The 14,344-nt window shown below is 72.4% G+C and carries 14 protein-coding genes and 1 pseudogene; 9 read left to right on the plus strand and 6 right to left on the minus strand.

The genetic code is table 11. From position 1 onward, the window contains the following. Window positions 1-102 precede the first annotated feature (102 nt). Window positions 103-1,005 (minus strand): dihydrodipicolinate synthase family protein, encoded by a 903-nt coding sequence (locus SJY07_RS17600; RefSeq protein WP_380160847.1) that lies wholly within the window; start codon window positions 1,003-1,005, stop codon window positions 103-105. Between the two features lie 247 nt (window positions 1,006-1,252). Here SJY07_RS17600 and SJY07_RS17605 point away from each other — a divergent pair, with 247 nt between their 5' ends. From SJY07_RS17605 to SJY07_RS17620, 4 genes are all read left to right on the plus strand, one after another. Next, window positions 1,253-1,990, plus strand: a complete 738-nt coding sequence (locus SJY07_RS17605) for a GAF and ANTAR domain-containing protein (protein WP_380160849.1) — start codon at window positions 1,253-1,255, stop codon at window positions 1,988-1,990. Window positions 1,991-2,053: 63 nt separating this feature from the next. After that, window positions 2,054-3,034 carry an acyl-CoA dehydrogenase gene (locus tag SJY07_RS17610; RefSeq protein ID WP_380160851.1) on the plus strand — a complete coding sequence of 327 codons (981 nt, stop codon included), beginning with the start codon at window positions 2,054-2,056 and terminating at the stop codon, window positions 3,032-3,034. Next, a complete protein-coding gene (locus SJY07_RS17615) occupies window positions 3,022-4,419 on the plus strand; it encodes a PIG-L family deacetylase (RefSeq protein ID WP_380160853.1) in 1,398 nt (465 codons plus the stop codon). Before SJY07_RS17610 ends, SJY07_RS17615 begins: the two co-directional genes overlap by 13 nt. Continuing rightward, on the plus strand, window positions 4,416-5,090 hold the full coding sequence (locus SJY07_RS17620) for a glycosyltransferase (protein WP_380160855.1): 675 nt from the start codon (window positions 4,416-4,418) through the stop codon (window positions 5,088-5,090). Before SJY07_RS17615 ends, SJY07_RS17620 begins: the two co-directional genes overlap by 4 nt. A 139-nt stretch (window positions 5,091-5,229) precedes the next feature. Here SJY07_RS17620 and SJY07_RS17625 read toward each other — a convergent pair whose 3' ends face one another. Next, entirely contained in the window at window positions 5,230-6,438 is a 1,209-nt protein-coding gene (locus SJY07_RS17625) for a zinc-dependent alcohol dehydrogenase (protein WP_380160857.1), read from the minus strand. 53 nt (window positions 6,439-6,491) lie between these two features. Beyond that, window positions 6,492-7,376, minus strand: a complete 885-nt coding sequence (locus SJY07_RS17630; protein WP_328292924.1) for a Rieske (2Fe-2S) protein — start codon at window positions 7,374-7,376, stop codon at window positions 6,492-6,494. A 173-nt stretch (window positions 7,377-7,549) separates the two neighbouring features. Here SJY07_RS17630 and SJY07_RS17635 point away from each other — a divergent pair, with 173 nt between their 5' ends. Then, the gene (locus SJY07_RS17635) at window positions 7,550-8,590 is read left to right on the plus strand and encodes an NAD-dependent epimerase/dehydratase family protein (RefSeq protein ID WP_380160860.1); all 1,041 of its coding nucleotides are present in this window, start codon (window positions 7,550-7,552) and stop codon (window positions 8,588-8,590) included. On the opposite strand, the gene SJY07_RS17640 is transcribed toward SJY07_RS17635, so the two are convergent. Beyond that, complete coding sequence (locus SJY07_RS17640) at window positions 8,476-9,264, minus strand: sigma-70 family RNA polymerase sigma factor (protein WP_380160862.1); 789 nt, start codon at window positions 9,262-9,264, stop codon at window positions 8,476-8,478. The genes SJY07_RS17635 and SJY07_RS17640 overlap by 115 nt on opposite strands. 260 nt (window positions 9,265-9,524) lie before the next feature. Between SJY07_RS17640 and SJY07_RS17645 the strand changes: the two genes are divergently transcribed. The 3 genes and pseudogenes from SJY07_RS17645 to SJY07_RS17655 all read left to right on the plus strand — a co-directional run. Next, the gene (locus tag SJY07_RS17645; RefSeq protein ID WP_380160864.1) at window positions 9,525-11,657 is read left to right on the plus strand and encodes a catalase; all 2,133 of its coding nucleotides are present in this window, start codon (window positions 9,525-9,527) and stop codon (window positions 11,655-11,657) included. Between the two features lie 23 nt (window positions 11,658-11,680). Next, on the plus strand, window positions 11,681-11,824 hold the full coding sequence (locus tag SJY07_RS17650) for a hypothetical protein (protein ID WP_328292920.1): 144 nt from the start codon (window positions 11,681-11,683) through the stop codon (window positions 11,822-11,824). Between the two features lie 334 nt (window positions 11,825-12,158). Continuing rightward, window positions 12,159-12,227: pseudogene (locus SJY07_RS17655) on the plus strand (ANTAR domain-containing protein); the annotation flags it as partial. A 174-nt stretch (window positions 12,228-12,401) separates the two neighbouring features. Here SJY07_RS17655 and SJY07_RS17660 read toward each other — a convergent pair. Continuing rightward, window positions 12,402-12,860, minus strand: a complete 459-nt coding sequence (locus SJY07_RS17660) for an SRPBCC family protein (RefSeq protein WP_328292919.1) — start codon at window positions 12,858-12,860, stop codon at window positions 12,402-12,404. A gap of 142 nt (window positions 12,861-13,002) precedes the next feature. Beyond that, complete coding sequence (locus SJY07_RS17665; protein WP_380160867.1) at window positions 13,003-13,329, minus strand: DUF3140 domain-containing protein; 327 nt, start codon at window positions 13,327-13,329, stop codon at window positions 13,003-13,005. Window positions 13,330-13,423: 94 nt separating this feature from the next. On the opposite strand from SJY07_RS17665, the gene SJY07_RS17670 reads away from it, so the two are divergent. Further along, window positions 13,424-14,317, plus strand: a complete 894-nt coding sequence (locus tag SJY07_RS17670; RefSeq protein WP_380160869.1) for an SDR family oxidoreductase — start codon at window positions 13,424-13,426, stop codon at window positions 14,315-14,317. The last annotated feature ends 27 nt before the right edge of the window (window positions 14,318-14,344 follow it).

The following is a 14,344-nucleotide window of genomic DNA, read 5'->3' on the forward strand; positions in this document are numbered from 1 at the left end:
ACGACGGTAGGCAGCGGCGGTGCGCGCAGACCAGCGGCGAGCTGCACCGTTCGTGGCCCCACGCTGCGCGGAGCGCGCAGTTGCGACCGACGATGTGCGGGGTCAGGCCAGCGGACCGCTCGCCGAGACCAGGGCGAGCGCCTCCTGCACCTGACGGCGCGCCGCCTCGGGCAGCGGCAGCAGGGGCCGGGGCGGGGTGGCGGTGGGGACGTACCCGAGCACCTCGACCACCGCCGAGACGATCCGCAGTCCGCCGTACCCGGCGAAGAGGTCCCACAGCGGCAGCAACTGGTCGGAGAGTTCCCGTGCGCGGTGACCGTCGCCGGCGGCGAGGGCGTCCACGACCGCGCGGCAGCGACCGGGGAGGGCCCCCGCCAGCACCGAGTACCAGAGGTCGCAGCCGGCCCGCAGACCGGTCACGGCGTGCACGTCGCCGGAGACGCCGACGCTGACCCCGGCCGGGAGGACGGCCCGCAGCCGGGCGACCCGCTCGGCGGCCTGGGCTGGATCGCCCGGGACACCGGGGATCTTCACCGACACCACGTGCGGCAACGCGGCGACCCGGCCCAGCAGTTCGTCGCCGAAGCGGAACCGCGTCGTCGTCGGGTTGTCGTAGACGCACAACGGGACCGACAGTTCCCCGGTCACGTCCTCGTACAACGCGAAGACCTCGTCGTCGGTCAGCGGCTGGTAGCTCAACGGCGCCAGCAGGACGCCCGCCACCCCTGCGGCCTGCGCGTCCTCGACGTGCTCCAGCACCTCGCGCGTCGACAGCGCCCCGACACCCACGAGCACCGGGACCGGGCCCGCGGCCTCGACGCTGAGTTCCGCGACCCGCCGGCGGTCGGCCCGGCTCAGGTAGGGGTAACCACCGGTGGAACCGAGGGCGCCGACGGAGTCGGCACCACCCCGCACGGCCCTGCTCACCAGGGTGTGGACGCCCCGCGCGTCGACGCGGCCGTCGTCCAGCGGCGTGACGGGGAACGCGCTCAGCGGCCCGAACACGTCAGGAGACCCGTTCCTCGGAGGTGACCGTGCGCTGGATCCGCGTCATCGTCGTGCCTGTCCCGTCATGCGTGGCGGTCCTCGTCGCGGGACCCCGGTGATCGTAGCCTCGTGATCACCACCCGGACCCGGTGTCGCCCAGGACGCGTGGTCGTGAAGAATGGACGGGCACGTGCAGCCCGGGGCGTGCCGACGAGGTGTGGCGGGACGACCAGCCGGCAGAACGCCGGCTTCGTGGAGGACTGGCGTGGACGTACGCGCCGATGCGGTCGCCGCGGCGGTCAACGACGTCGCCCAGGTGCTCGCCGACCACGGTGAGGCGCTGGACCTCGCCCACCGCCTCGTGCACCACTGCGCCCGGCTGCTGTCGGCCAGCGCGGTCGGTCTGGTCGTCGAGGACGGCGACGGGCACCTGCAACCGCTGGCCGCCACGTCCGACGACGTCCGCGGCGTCGAAGTCGTGCAGCTGCAGACGGGCCAGGGCCCCTGCCTGGACGCCTACCGCACGGGGCAGGTCGTCTCGGTCCCCACCGCGGCCGAGCTCACCGCCCGCTGGCCCGAGTTCGCCCGCAGCGCCCGCGAGGCCGGGGTGATGGCGGTCCACAGCGTTCCGGTCGGGAGCGGCGGTCGGACCATCGGGGCCCTGAACCTCTTCCGCGACCACGAGGGTCCCTACTCGGCGGTCGAGTCCGACGTCGCCCACGCGATGGCCTCGTTCGGGGCCATCGGCCTCACTCAGCTCGAGCACGTCGCCGAAGGGGCGCGGGTGCGGGCCCAGCTGCAGGAGGCCCTCGACAGCCGGATCGTGCTGGAACAGGCCAAGGGTGCGCTCGCGGAGCGCTACCGCTGCCACCCCGACGAGGCGTTCCAGCGGCTCCGGGCCCGGGCCCGGGCCGAGCGACGGCGACTGCGCGACGTCGCCCAGGAGATCGTCGACGACCTGGACCCGGTGGACGGTGTACTCCGACGCGCCGGGCAGGCCTGACGGGGTTACGTTCCAGCTGGTCGTGAAGCCCTCCGCGACATCGAGATCCGGAGGTTCCCGCACGTGCCCATCCAGCAGGCGCTCGCCGTGGCGAGCAGTTCCTCGGCGACCGTGCCGCTGCCCGGATCCGGCGACACGTTGCGTCGCTGGCAGTTCCTCGCCGCCTCGGCCGCGGAGGACCTCACGACGGCCCGGATCCTCGAGGCCCACCTGGACGCGGTCGCCATCCTGGCCGAAGCCGGGGAAGCCCTCCCCCCGGGAAGCACCTGGGGGGTCTTCGCCGCCGAGTCGGATGCCGTCCGGTTGGACGCCCGCACCGCGTCGGGGCGGTGGGTCCTCGAGGGCACCAAACCCTGGTGCTCGCTCGCCGGCGACCTCTCCCACGCGCTCGTCACCGCCCACACGCCGTCCGGTCGCCGGCTGTTCGCCGTCGACCTCGCGGCGGGCCGGGAGAGCGGGGCCGTCGAGGTCGAGGTCGGCGCCTGGCACAGCCGGGGGCTCGTCGAGGTCCCCAGCGGACCCGTGCACCTGCACCGCGCGCCCGCCGAGCCCGTCGGTGAGGCCGGCTGGTACCTGCGACGACCGGGTTTCGCCCACGGCGGCATCGGGGTCGCGGCCTGCTGGTTCGGGGGTGCCGTGGGCGTCGCCCGTGCGTTGCGGCACGGGACCCGGGACGACCAGCTCGCCCGGTACCACCGCGGAACCGTCGACCTGCGGCTGCGGAACGCCCGGCTGGCGCTCGAGGCGGCCGCCGTCGACGTCGACGCCGGAGCGGCCACCGGACGGGCCGGTGAGGTGCTGGCCGCGCAGACCCGCGCGATCGTCGCGGAAGCGGCCGAGGACGTCCTGCGGATCGTGGGCCACGACCTCGGGCCGGCACCGCTGACCTTCGACGCCGCGCACGCGGCCCGGGTCGCCGACCTCACCGTGTACCTGCGCCAGGACCACGCCGAACGTGACGTCGCCGCCCTCGGCGAGATGCTCGAGAAACTCGACGAGACAGCCGACCAGGAGACCGAGGAGGGGACGACATGGCCGTCGTGAACGAGGAACCCGTCGAGTTCACCCACGACGGGGACGGGACACCCGAAGCGGACTGGCTGGCGTGGCCCGGCCTGCGCGACCTCCCGCGGTTGTCCTGGGACGGCGTCGCGCACGTGCTCGTCGTCGCCGCCCACCCCGACGACGAGACCCTCGGCGCCGGTGGGCTCCTCGCCGTCGCCGCCGCCCGCGGCCTGCCCCTGGACGTCCTGGTCCTCACCGACGGCGAGGCGTCGCACCCCGCGTCGTCCACCACGACCCCCGACCGCCTCGCCGAGGTCCGTGCCGTGGAGGTCGCCCGCGCCGTCGCCCTGAGCGCGCCGGACGCCCGGGTGCACCGGGCGCAGATCCCCGACGGGACACTGACGGCAGCCCCCGCTCGCGTGCGCGAGGCGGTGCAGCACCTGCTCCGGCCCGGAACCCTGCTGATCAGCCCGTGGTCCGGTGACGCCCACCCCGACCACGACGCCGCCGGCCTGGTCTGCGCGGAACTGGCCGTCACCGCCGGCGTCCGCTGCCTGCAGTACCCGGTGTGGGCGTGGCACTGGGCGCACCCCGGTGACCACCGGATCCCGTGGACGGCCGGGGTCCGCCTCGACCTCGACCCCGTCGCCCGCGGGCACAAGGGCGCCGCCCTCGCCGAGCACGTCTCCCAGACGCGACCGTTGTCCGAACTCCCGGGGGACGAGGTCCTGCTGCCGCCCGCCGTCCAGCAGCACTTCGACCGGGACGTCGAGGTCTTCCTGGTCCCCGACGGGCAGGAACTCACCGGGAGCCTCGGCGTGGAGTTCTTCGACGGCTTCTACACCGAGAACGGCGACGACCCCTGGGGTTTCGAGGACCGCTGGTACGAGCAGCGCAAACGTGCCCTCACCGCTGCGGTGCTGCCCCGGCCGAGGTTCACGTCCGCCCTCGAGATCGGCTGCAGCGCCGGGGTCTTCACCGTCGACCTCGCCGCCCGGTGCGACCGGCTCCTGGCCCTCGACATCGCTGCGTCCGCCGTCCGGCAGGCCCGGGACCGCGTCAGCGCCGCGGGTTTCGGGGAAACCGTCGAGACCAGGGTGGCCCGGGTCCCGCAGGAGTTCCCCGCCGGTGAGTTCGACCTCGTCGTCCTGTCCGAGGTCGCCTACTACTGCGGGCCGGCCGACCTCGCCGACCTCCTCGCCCGCGCCACGGCCGCGTTGAGCGCGGACGGGGTGCTCGTCGCCTGCCACTGGCGACACCTCGTCCAGGGGTACCCCCTGACCGGCGACGAGGTCCACCGCGTGCTGCGCGCCACCCCGGAACTCACCGTCCTCGCCCACCACGAGGAGGAGGACTTCCTGCTCGACGTCCTCGTCCGACCCCCCGCCACCTCCGTCGCCCGGGCCGGTGGACTGACCCCGTGACCGCCCTCGAGCGGATGGTCGTCGTCGTGCCGGCCCGCGACGAGGAGAGGACGATCGCCGCCGCCGTCACCTCGGTCCTCCTCTCGGCCGGCCGTCTCGGGATCCCCGTCGACCTCGTCGTCGTGGCGGACCTCTGCCGCGACGCGACCGCCGAGAACGCGAGCGCCGCAGGCGCTCACGTGATCCGTTCCCGGGCCGGCAACGTCGGTGCGGCCCGGGCCGCGGGAGTCGACGAGGCGCTCGCGGGCCGCTCTGCCCGGGAACTGCGTTCGACCTGGATCGCCTGCACCGATGCGGACTCGGTCGTGCCCGGGCAGTGGTTGCCGCACCACCGGCGCGCGGGCGACGCGGGGATCGACCTGCTGCTCGGAACCGTCCGACTCGCAGGGCCCGTCACGGTCCACACCGAGTGGCGGAGACGGTACGCCGCAGGTACCTGCGCCGCGGGCCACCGCCACGTGCACGGCGCGAACCTCGGCGTGCGCGCCTCGACGTACCGGGCCGCCGGTGGGTTCCCGTCCCGGCCGGCGCACGAGGACCGGGAGTTCGTCGACCGGGTCCGGGCGTTGCCGGGGGCGAACGTCCTGAGTTCCACCGCGCACCCCGTCCTCACCAGCGACCGGCTCCTGGGACGGACTCCCGCCGGTGTCGCCCACGACCTCAGCGCCTGACGCCGCTCACGGGTGGGGACCAGGGCCCCGTCACTCCTCGGCGACCGCGGGACGACACCGCGCCCGCCACGATCCCGGCGAGGGGCGCGGCGAGCGCGGTCCGCAGCGCGAGACCGCGGCGCGGGTGGTGCAGCAGGCGTCAGGGTTTGAGGACGACCTTGATGCACCCGTCACGCTTGGTCTGGAACATCTCGTACGCGTCCGGGGCGTCTTCGAGCGGGACCCGGTGAGTGGTGAGGTCGTCGATGCCGAGCGGGTCGGTCGGGTCCTCGACGATGGGCAGCAGGTCCTCGATCCAGCTCTTCACGTTGCACTGGCCCATGCGGAACTGCAGCTGCTTGTCGAACATCGTCATCATCGGCATCGGGTCCGCCTCGCCGCCGTAGACGCCCGACAACGACACGGTGCCCCCGCGACGGACGGCGTCGACGGCCGTCCGCACGGCCCACAACCGGTCGATCCCGCCGGTCTCCATGACCTTCTGGGCGAGCTTGTCCGGCAGCAGACCGACGGCGGTCTGGGCCGCCTTGGCCACGGCCCCCTCCGTCCCGCCGTGAGCCTCCATGCCGACGGCGTCGAGGACGGCGTCCGGGCCGCGGCCGTCGGTGCGTTCACGCAGCTGCGTGACTACGTCGGAACCGCTGCCGTCGGTGAAGTCGATCGCCGTCACCCCGTTGCGGTGGGCCATCTGGCGACGTTCCTCGACCGGGTCCACGGCGATGACCTCGTACCCGAGGTGCCGGCCGATGCGGGCCGCGAACTGACCGACCGGCCCCAGGCCCAGCACCGCGAGGGTGCCGCCCTCGGGGACGTCGGCGTACTGCACGCCCTGCCAGGCGGTGGGGAGGATGTCGGAGAGGAACAGGTACCGCTCGTCCGCGAGCCCGTTGTCGCCCTCCCGGCCGACCTTGATCGGGCCGAAGTCGGCGTGCGGGACGCGCAGGTACTGCGCCTGGCCGCCGGGGACGGAGCCGTAGAGGGAGCTGAACCCGAAGAGGGCCGCCCCGGAGCCCTTCTCCCGCACCTGGGTGGTCTCGCACTGCGACATCAACCCGCGGTCGCACATGAAGCAGTGGCCGCAGGAGATGTTGAACGGGATGACGACCCGGTCGCCCGGGCTCAGGTCCGTGACGGCGGACCCCACCGCTTCGACGATGCCCATCGGTTCGTGCCCCAGCACGTCACCCTTGGCCATGTAGGGGGCCAGGACCTCGTAGAGGTGCAGGTCGGACCCGCAGATCGCCGTCGAGGTGATCCGCACGACCGCGTCCGTCGGCTCGACGACCTGCGGGTCCGGCACGTCTTCGACGCTGACCGACCGCTTGCCCTGCCACGTCAGTGCTCGCACGCTGTTCTCCTTCTCGTCGGGTGTTCCAGAACTCTCGTCGGGTGCTCCTGAACTCAGAGGGGCGGTCCGACGACGCGCGCCATGACGCGCCCCGCCTCCACCCGGGTCTCGACGACCGGCTGCGGAGCGGTGGCCGGACCGTCGACCACCTCACCGTCCGCGAAGCGGAACTCGCTCGCGTGCCAGGGGCAGGTGATGGTCGTCGCGGAACCCGTCCCCGTGACCTCGCCGTCGTGCAACGGGGCGCCGAGGTGGGTGCAGGTGTCGGTGAGGGCCATGACGGAACCGCCTCGGCGCAGGACGCACAACGGCGCGTCCCCGATCCACCGCTGCTCCGGACGGCCCTCGGCCAGGTCGTCGAGCGTCCCGATGTCGGAGAACTCCTGCCCGTCGCCGGCCAGGTGGACCAGGTGCTCGGCGTGATTCACTCCCGCCGACCAGCGGTAGGCCAGGTGGCCGCCCAGGGCTCCGGCCGCCCCGGCGGCCAGGGTTCCTGCGGTCCGCAGCAGCCGGGCCCGTCGACCGGCGAACAACGACGCCGTCCACAGCGTGGCCGCGACCGCGTTGCCCGCCGCGTGCACGATCGCGGTGCGCTGCTGGTCGGGGTGCAGGTCGACGTAGTCGGCCCAGCCGGCGACAGCGGTCGGCGCGACGGTGGCGACGCTCGCGGCGGCGAGCAGCCGCGCGGGGGCGCCCAGAGCCTGCCCTCCCGGGAGCAGCACCGCGGCGGCGTCGAGGACGAACGCCGAGACGGAGGTGCCCACGGGGACCATCGCCATCGCCGGGTGGACGGGATGGCCCGCCGGGCGGCCGTGCAGCAGACCTCGCAGCGAACCACCGGGCAGCAGACGGTCGGCGGTGTCCTTGGCCCGTGCGGCCACCGGGTCGAGGACCGTCCACCGCGAGGGAGCGTCGAACAGGGAACGCATCAGGGGCATGCGACGGTCCTACGCCCTCCGCCGAGGTTGCGCGAGGTGGAACGAACGATGTTTCGGGGGGTCCGTGAGGGGGTAGCGGAAACTCGTGAGTCCCTCCTCCGCCCCTCGTCGTCGACGTCCCGCGTGCGATGACGTCCGGTTGCCGGACCGGAACCCGATGGGAGCGTGGTGACATGCGCATCGCCATCACCGGAGCCACCGGCAACGTCGGAACCGCCCTGCTGCGTCGCCTCGCCGCGGAGGACGTCGAGGTCGTCGGGATCTGCCGACGGCTGCCCGACCCGGTCGGGGTCTACGCCGGGGTCCGGTGGGAGAGCCTCGACGTCGCCGGACCCGCTGCGCTGGAGCGGTTGACCGAGGTCTTCGCCGGCGTCGACGCGGTGATCCACACCGCGTGGCTCATCCAGCCGGCCCGGGATCCCCGGGAGATGACCCGGGTCAACGTCACGGGGAGCCGGCAGGTGGTGCACGCGGCGCTGCGGGCGGGGGTCCCGCACCTCGTCCACGTCTCCTCCGTCGGTGCCTACACGACCCACCCGAGCGACGACGAACCCGTCCAGGAGTCCTGGCCCGCCACCGGGATCCCGTCCTCGCAGTACTCCCGCGAGAAGGCCTTCGTGGAGACCCAGCTGGACGACGTGGAGCGCGAGCACCCGGAACTCGTCGTGACGCGCATCCGTCCGGCCCTGGTGTTCCAGCGGGACGCGGGCAGCGAGATCGCCCGCTACTTCGCCGGTGGGTTCGCACCGACCCGGACCATCCGGCGGATCCCGCTGCCGACCCTCCCGCTCCCGACGGGTCTGCGTTTCCAGGTGGTCCACGCCGACGACCTCGCCGACGCCATCACCCGTGCGGTGCAGCGGGTTCCCGGTGGAGCTTTCAACGTCGCCGACGACCCGGTGCTCACGGCGGACGACCTGGCCCGGGCGTTCAAGGCGCCCCGCCACGTGGCGCTGAACCGCAGGCTCGTGCGAGCGGCGGTCGACGTCAGCTACCGCGCCCACGTGCACCCGGTCCAGCCGGGGTGGCTGGATCTCGGCCTGGGAGTGCCGGTGATGGACACCACCCGCGCGCGCGAGGTGCTGGACTGGAGGCCCGTTCACGCCGCCCGGGACGTGCTGACCGAACTCCTCGACGGCATGCGCGACCACGCAGGGGCGGCCACGGGGCCGCTCCGCCCTCGTTCGGCGGTGAGTTCGCGGACGGGTACCTGATCCTCGAGGAGAGCGCGCATCCGTCGGAACAAGGTGTTCAGCAGCCGCGAGACCTGCATCTGACTGACCCCGAGTTCAGCCGCGATCTCAGACTGCGTGGCGTCCTCGTAGAAGCGCAGGTGCAGGATCCGGCGGTCCCGGTCGTCGAGGTCCGCTGCGATGCGGCGCAGGGAGAGGAGGTCGTCGACGGTGGCGACGTCGTCGGAACCGTCGGCGAGGAGCTCGGTCAGCGGTGCGTCGTCGGAGTCCCAGGAAGCGTCGAGGGGTACGGCGGAGTAGGCGTTGGAGGCCTCCCGTGCGGCCCTGACGTCGGCCACGCTGGCTCCCAGGCGGGCGGCGAGGACCTCGTCCGGGCCGGCCTCCTCGGCCTGCAGGCGCAACCGCAGTTCCTGCAGACTGCGCGGGGGGCGGACGAACCACCCGTGGTCGCGGAAGTGGCGGCGGATCTCGCCGATGATCGTGGGGGTGGCGTAGGAGGCGAACCGGTAGCCGGTGGTGGGGTCGTAGCGCCGGGCCGCCTTGACCAGCGCGAGGCTCGCGACCTGAACCAGGTCGTCGTAGGGCTCGCCGCGGTTGCGGTAGTGCGCAGCGAGCGACCTCGCCAGACTCAGGTGCGTCAGCACCAGCTGGTCGACAGCGGGATCATCGACCACCGTCGCGGTGGGTGGTTCCATCAGCAGCCTCCGAAGCCGTTTCCACGGTCGTCAGGGCGGCCTGCTGCACCCGGTGAGGTTCACTCCAGCACCCACCGTCGACGTCGGCAAGCGGAGGCCTCGGGGAGCCGCACGCTCCGGGTCGGGGTGCGCCCTGGGCAGTTGCGGGGCCAGGGCCTTGAACGAGCGACCCGCGCAACCCGGGCCTACGGTCGATCCGCAGGACCAGCAGTCGAAAGCGTCGCGCAGGCGGCGGAGCGGTTCACCAGGAAGGCCCACCCATGACCACCGAGTCCGAACAGCCCATCCGTCGACGTGCGGACCAGTCGGCGCCCCGGTCGGTGAGTCCGACCGGAGTGACCTACCAGGGCCCCCGCGCGGGCCGCGATCCCCGGGCGCAGGGAGGGGAGCGGCTCACCAGCCCCCAAGGCGTCCGGATCTCCGACACCGACCACTCCCTCAAGGCCGGACCACGTGGACCCGTCCTGCTCGAGGACTTCCACCTGCGCGAGAAGATCATGCACTTCGACCACGAGCGCATCCCCGAGCGCGTGGTCCACGCGCGGGGTGCCGGGGCCCACGGGGTGTTCACCGCCTACGGCAATGCCGCGTCGGTCACCCGGGCGCAGGTGCTGGCCCAGGAAGGCCTGCAGACGCCCGTCTTCGTGCGCTTCTCCACCGTCCTCGGGTCGCGGGGATCGGCCGACACCTCCCGCGACACCCGCGGGTTCGCCGTGAAGTTCTACAGCGGCGAAGGGGTCTGGGACCTCGTCGGCAACAACATGCCGGTCTTCTTCATCCAGGACGCGATCAAGTTCCCAGACATCATCCACGCCGGGAAGCCCAGCCCGGACACCGAGATCCCCCAGGCGCAGTCCGCGCACGACTCGTTCTGGGACTTCGTCTCCTTGCACACCGAGGCGACCCACCACACGATCTGGAACATGAGCGACCGGGGGATCCCGCGCTCCTACCGGACCATGGAGGGTTTCGGGGTCCACACCTTCCGGTTGGTCAACGCCGACGGCGGGACCAGCCTGGTGAAGTTCCACTGGAAGCCCGTCCTCGGGGTCCACTCCCTGACCTGGGAGGAGGCACAGATCGCGATGGGTGTCGACCCGGACTTCCACCGGCGCGACCTCTCCGAGGCCATCGCCGCGGGCGCCTTCCCGGAGTGGGAACTCGGGCTGCAGGTCATGCCCGACACCGACGAGGAGACGTTCGAGGGGATCGACCTGCTCGACCCGACGAAGCTCGTCCCCGAGGAACTCTGCCCGGTGCAGAAGGTCGGCCGGTTGACGCTGAACGCCAACCCCACGAACTACTTCGCCGAGACCGAACAGGTCGCCTTCCACACGGGGCACGTCGTCCCGGGCATCGAGTTCACCAACGACCCGCTGCTGCAGGGCCGGAACTTCTCCTACCTCGACACCCAGCTCACCCGCCTCGGTGGGCCGAACTTCGCGCAGATCCCCATCAACCGTCCGCACGCGCCGGTCAACGACAACGTGCGTGACGGGTTCCACCAGCACGCCGTCCACGAGGGCGTCGCTCCCTACACGCCGAACACCCTCGACGGCGGTGCGCCGTTCCCCTCCAGCGCGGAGGAGGGTGGTTACGTCAACGTCCCGCGACGGGTCGAGGGGGAGGTCGTCCGTGGGGCACCTGCCTCTTTCGACGACCACTTCACGCAGCCGGCGATGTTCTACGCCAGCCTGTCGCCGGTGGAGCGGACGCACGTCACGGAGGCCTACACCTTCGAACTCGGCAAGGTCCGCGAACAGAGCATCAAGGAACGCACGCTCGCCGTCCTCGCCAAGATCGACACCGACCTCGCCGCGACCGTCGCCGCCGGACTCGGGCTGCCCGCCCCGGCGCAGGACGCCGTGGACCACCTCCCGCCCTCGCCGGCTCTCGCCCAGATCACAGGGGAGACCTACCCGGTCGCCGGCCGGATCGTGGGGGTCGTCGCCGGTCCCGACGCGGACCTCGCCGGCATCGCCACCCTTCGCGCGGCCCTGCTCGCCGACGGCGTGCAGCTCAAGGTGATCGCCCCCGTCGGCGGTGTGCTCGGCGCTGGGAGCGACGCGGAACAGGTCGTGGAGCGCACCTACGTGACGGCCCGGTCCATCGAGTTCGACGCGGTCGTCGTCGCGGACGGCGCACCGACCGGAGCCGACGTCAAGGCCGTCGTGCTCCTGCAGGAGGCCTACCGGCAGTTGAAGGCGTTCGGCACCTGGGGCAGCGGGGACGCGGTCCTCGCCGGCGCCGGCATCGGCGCCGGCGGGCCCGGGGTCCTGGTGGCCGCCGACGCCACGCAGCTCGCTCCGTCGCTGCTCGCCGCTCTCGGCACGCACCGCGTCTGGGACCGAGCCGACCTCGTGACCGCCTCCGCCGTCCCGCCCGTCCAGTGAGTCCCACCGAGGAGAGGATCGACGTGTCCACACAACCCGAGGAAACGCCCGGCACCGACGAGGCCGCCGAGTCGCCGACGTTGGACGGCTACGGCAACGACACGGGCTTCGCGCAGGAGGCCGAGGAGGCCGACGAGCGCACCCACGAGGATCCCGAACCGACCTGACCTCCTGTGACCGGGGCCGGGCGTCGTCGTGCAGGTTCTTCCGCGGGTTGAACCTCCAGCCACACGCACGACTGCTCGGCCCTGGTCGCGTCCACACCGTCGACCGCGACGAACGGCAGTGCTCACTGGGGTTCGGACCCTACCTGGCTGCGGCGCAGGCGGACACCACCCTCCGGATCGAGGACACCAGCACCGTCGAGGCCTTCCCGGACTTCTCCTCGGCGACGAGACGGATCAGTCCCTGTGGCTGTTCGCGCAGTACGCGGCTGTGGCCCTGGGCAACGCCGCGCCGCCCGCCGAGTCCGACGGCCGGGCGGACAACCTGGTGGTCGCCATGCAGCCCCGAGCTGTCATCGAGCAGGCCAAGGGTGTGCTCATCGCCCGGCACGGCATCACGCCCGACGTGGCGTTCGGACTCCTCACGTCGCGGTCCCAGAACCAGAAACTCCACTCGATCGCCAGGAGGTCGTGGCGACGGCCGTCGGACGCACCGCGGCCGTCTCCAGTGCCCACCCTGCGACCCGGGGTACGCGAACGGCCCGGCACCTCGAGGGTGCCGGGCCGTTGCGCGCGCACGTCAGGTCGCGGGGGTGACGTCTCCGCGCCAGGCGCCGGTCTCGCCGCCGCGGGACTCGATGAACGCCTTGAAGCGCTTGAGGTCCGCCTTGATCTGACGGTCGTCGGCGCCGATCGCGGCGCCTGCCTTCTCGATGAGACCCTCGGTCTCCCAATCGAGCTGCACGGTGACGCGCGTCTCGTTGTCACCGAGGCGGTGGAAGGTCACGACACCGGCGTGCTCCTTGCCGTCGACGCTCTTCCAGGCGACCCGCTCGTCGGGGTGCTGCTCGGTGATCTCCGCGTCGAACTCGCGCTCGACCCCGGCGATCTTCGTCACCCAGTGGGTGTGCGTGGAGTCCGTCTGAGTGATGCGCTCCACGCCGCCCATGAACTCGGGGAAGGACTCGAACTGGGTCCACTGGTTGTACGCGGTGTGGACCGGGACCGAGACGTCGACGGTTTCGATGACACTGCTCATGCGGTGCTCCTCCTGCGGCGTCGCGGGACGCCGACTGGATCGAGGTCTTCTCTGTGGTGCGCCCTGAACTGCGGGCGCCTGTGTCCACAGTGCCCACGACCGCGCCGCCCCGCATCCTGAACCGGCCGTGTTCTCCGGATCTTCACTTCAGCGGGTCGTTGCCCCAGTCCATGAGGGAGTAGCGCCACTTCGTGTCCGTGACGTCGCCGTCGGGGCGCTGCTTCGAGTGCCGGGCGACGCAACCGGCCACCTGGCGCATGTGCTCGTCGTCGGCGTCGGTGCGGTCCCCCTTCTTCCCGCGGAGGATCTCGACGATGCGCCGGCCCGAGTGGTGCCCGACCGATTCTCCCTCACCCACCCCGACGGACTTCGACTCCTCGGTGGCGAGCCAGTCCTCGAGTTCCTTCGGGGTTGTGTTCACGGCGTCGTCGAAGCGCTGCGCGACGTCCTCCTCCTCGTCGTCGTCCATGCCACCAGCGTGAGGTTCCCCCGCCCCGGTCGTACGCCGCCGGGTCGTGCGATCCGGCGAGCGGGGTTCCTCCGTCCTGCCTACCGTGGAACCCATGACCGACCAGTACACCTTCAGCGACCCCGTGACCCGTTACCACCAGGGCGGTTTCGACCCCCAGCCGCAGGACGGCCCGGGACTCGCCGCCGAGCAGTCCCCGAAACCCGACCACGGGGAGTCGACGTACCGGGGGACCGGTCGGCTGTCGGGTCGCAAGGCCCTGGTGACCGGGGCGGACTCCGGCATCGGGCGGGCCGCGGCGATCGCCTTCGCCCGGGAGGGTGCCGACGTCGTCCTCAGCTACCTGCCGGAGGAGCAGGTCGACGCCGAGGAGGTCGCGAAACTCGTGACCGAGGCCGGGCGCAAGGCCGTGCTGGCCCCTGGCGACCTGGTCGACGAGCAGTTCGCCCGTGGCCTCGTCGCCACGACGGTGCGAGAGCTGGGTGGCATCGACCTCGTCGCCAACGTCGCCGGCAAGCAGCAGCACGTCGAGGAGATCGCCGACCTCACGTCGCAGCAGTTCGAGGAGACGATGCGCACGAACTTGAACTCGCTCTTCTGGATCGTGCAGGAGGCCGTCCCGCACCTGCCGCCGGGGTCCACGATCATCAACACCGCCTCGGTGCAGGGTTACCAGCCCTCCCCGAACCTCGTCGACTACGCGACGACCAAGTCGGGGATCATCGCCATGTCGCAGGCCCTGGCCCAGCAGCTCGCCCCCAAGGGCATCCGCGTCAACGTGGTCGCACCGGGCCCGGTCTGGACGCCGCTGCAGATCGCGGGCGGGCAGCCGGACGACGCGATGCCGGAGTTCGGCACGTCGACGCCGCTCGGTCGCGCGGGTCAGCCCGCCGAGGTCGCCCCCGCGTACGTGTTCCTGGCCTCCGCGGAGTCCAGCTACGTCGTGGGTGCGGTGATCAACGTCAACGGCGGCATGCCGACGCCGTGACGGGCTCGCCGTGACCAGGGTGGCGGG

Origin of the sequence: Kineococcus sp. R86509 (genome assembly GCF_042466365.1) — a bacterium.
In the GTDB taxonomy this organism is placed as follows: domain Bacteria; phylum Actinomycetota; class Actinomycetes; order Actinomycetales; family Kineococcaceae; genus Kineococcus.

Bases quoted from the DNA above. Each gene is read 5' to 3' on its own strand.
- SJY07_RS17615 (WP_380160853.1), top strand. From the start codon at position 3,022: ATGGCCGTCGTGAACGAGGAACCCGTCGAGTTCACCCACGACGGGGAC.
- SJY07_RS17630 (WP_328292924.1), bottom strand. From the start codon at position 7,376: ATGCCCCTGATGCGTTCCCTGTTCGACGCTCCCTCGCGGTGGACGGTC.
- SJY07_RS17635 (WP_380160860.1), top strand. From the start codon at position 7,550: ATGCGCATCGCCATCACCGGAGCCACCGGCAACGTCGGAACCGCCCTG.
- SJY07_RS17640 (WP_380160862.1), bottom strand. From the start codon at position 9,264: ATGGAACCACCCACCGCGACGGTGGTCGATGATCCCGCTGTCGACCAG.
- SJY07_RS17645 (WP_380160864.1), top strand. From the start codon at position 9,525: ATGACCACCGAGTCCGAACAGCCCATCCGTCGACGTGCGGACCAGTCG.
- SJY07_RS17660 (WP_328292919.1), bottom strand. From the start codon at position 12,860: ATGAGCAGTGTCATCGAAACCGTCGACGTCTCGGTCCCGGTCCACACC.
- SJY07_RS17665 (WP_380160867.1), bottom strand. From the start codon at position 13,329: ATGGACGACGACGAGGAGGAGGACGTCGCGCAGCGCTTCGACGACGCC.
- SJY07_RS17670 (WP_380160869.1), top strand. From the start codon at position 13,424: ATGACCGACCAGTACACCTTCAGCGACCCCGTGACCCGTTACCACCAG.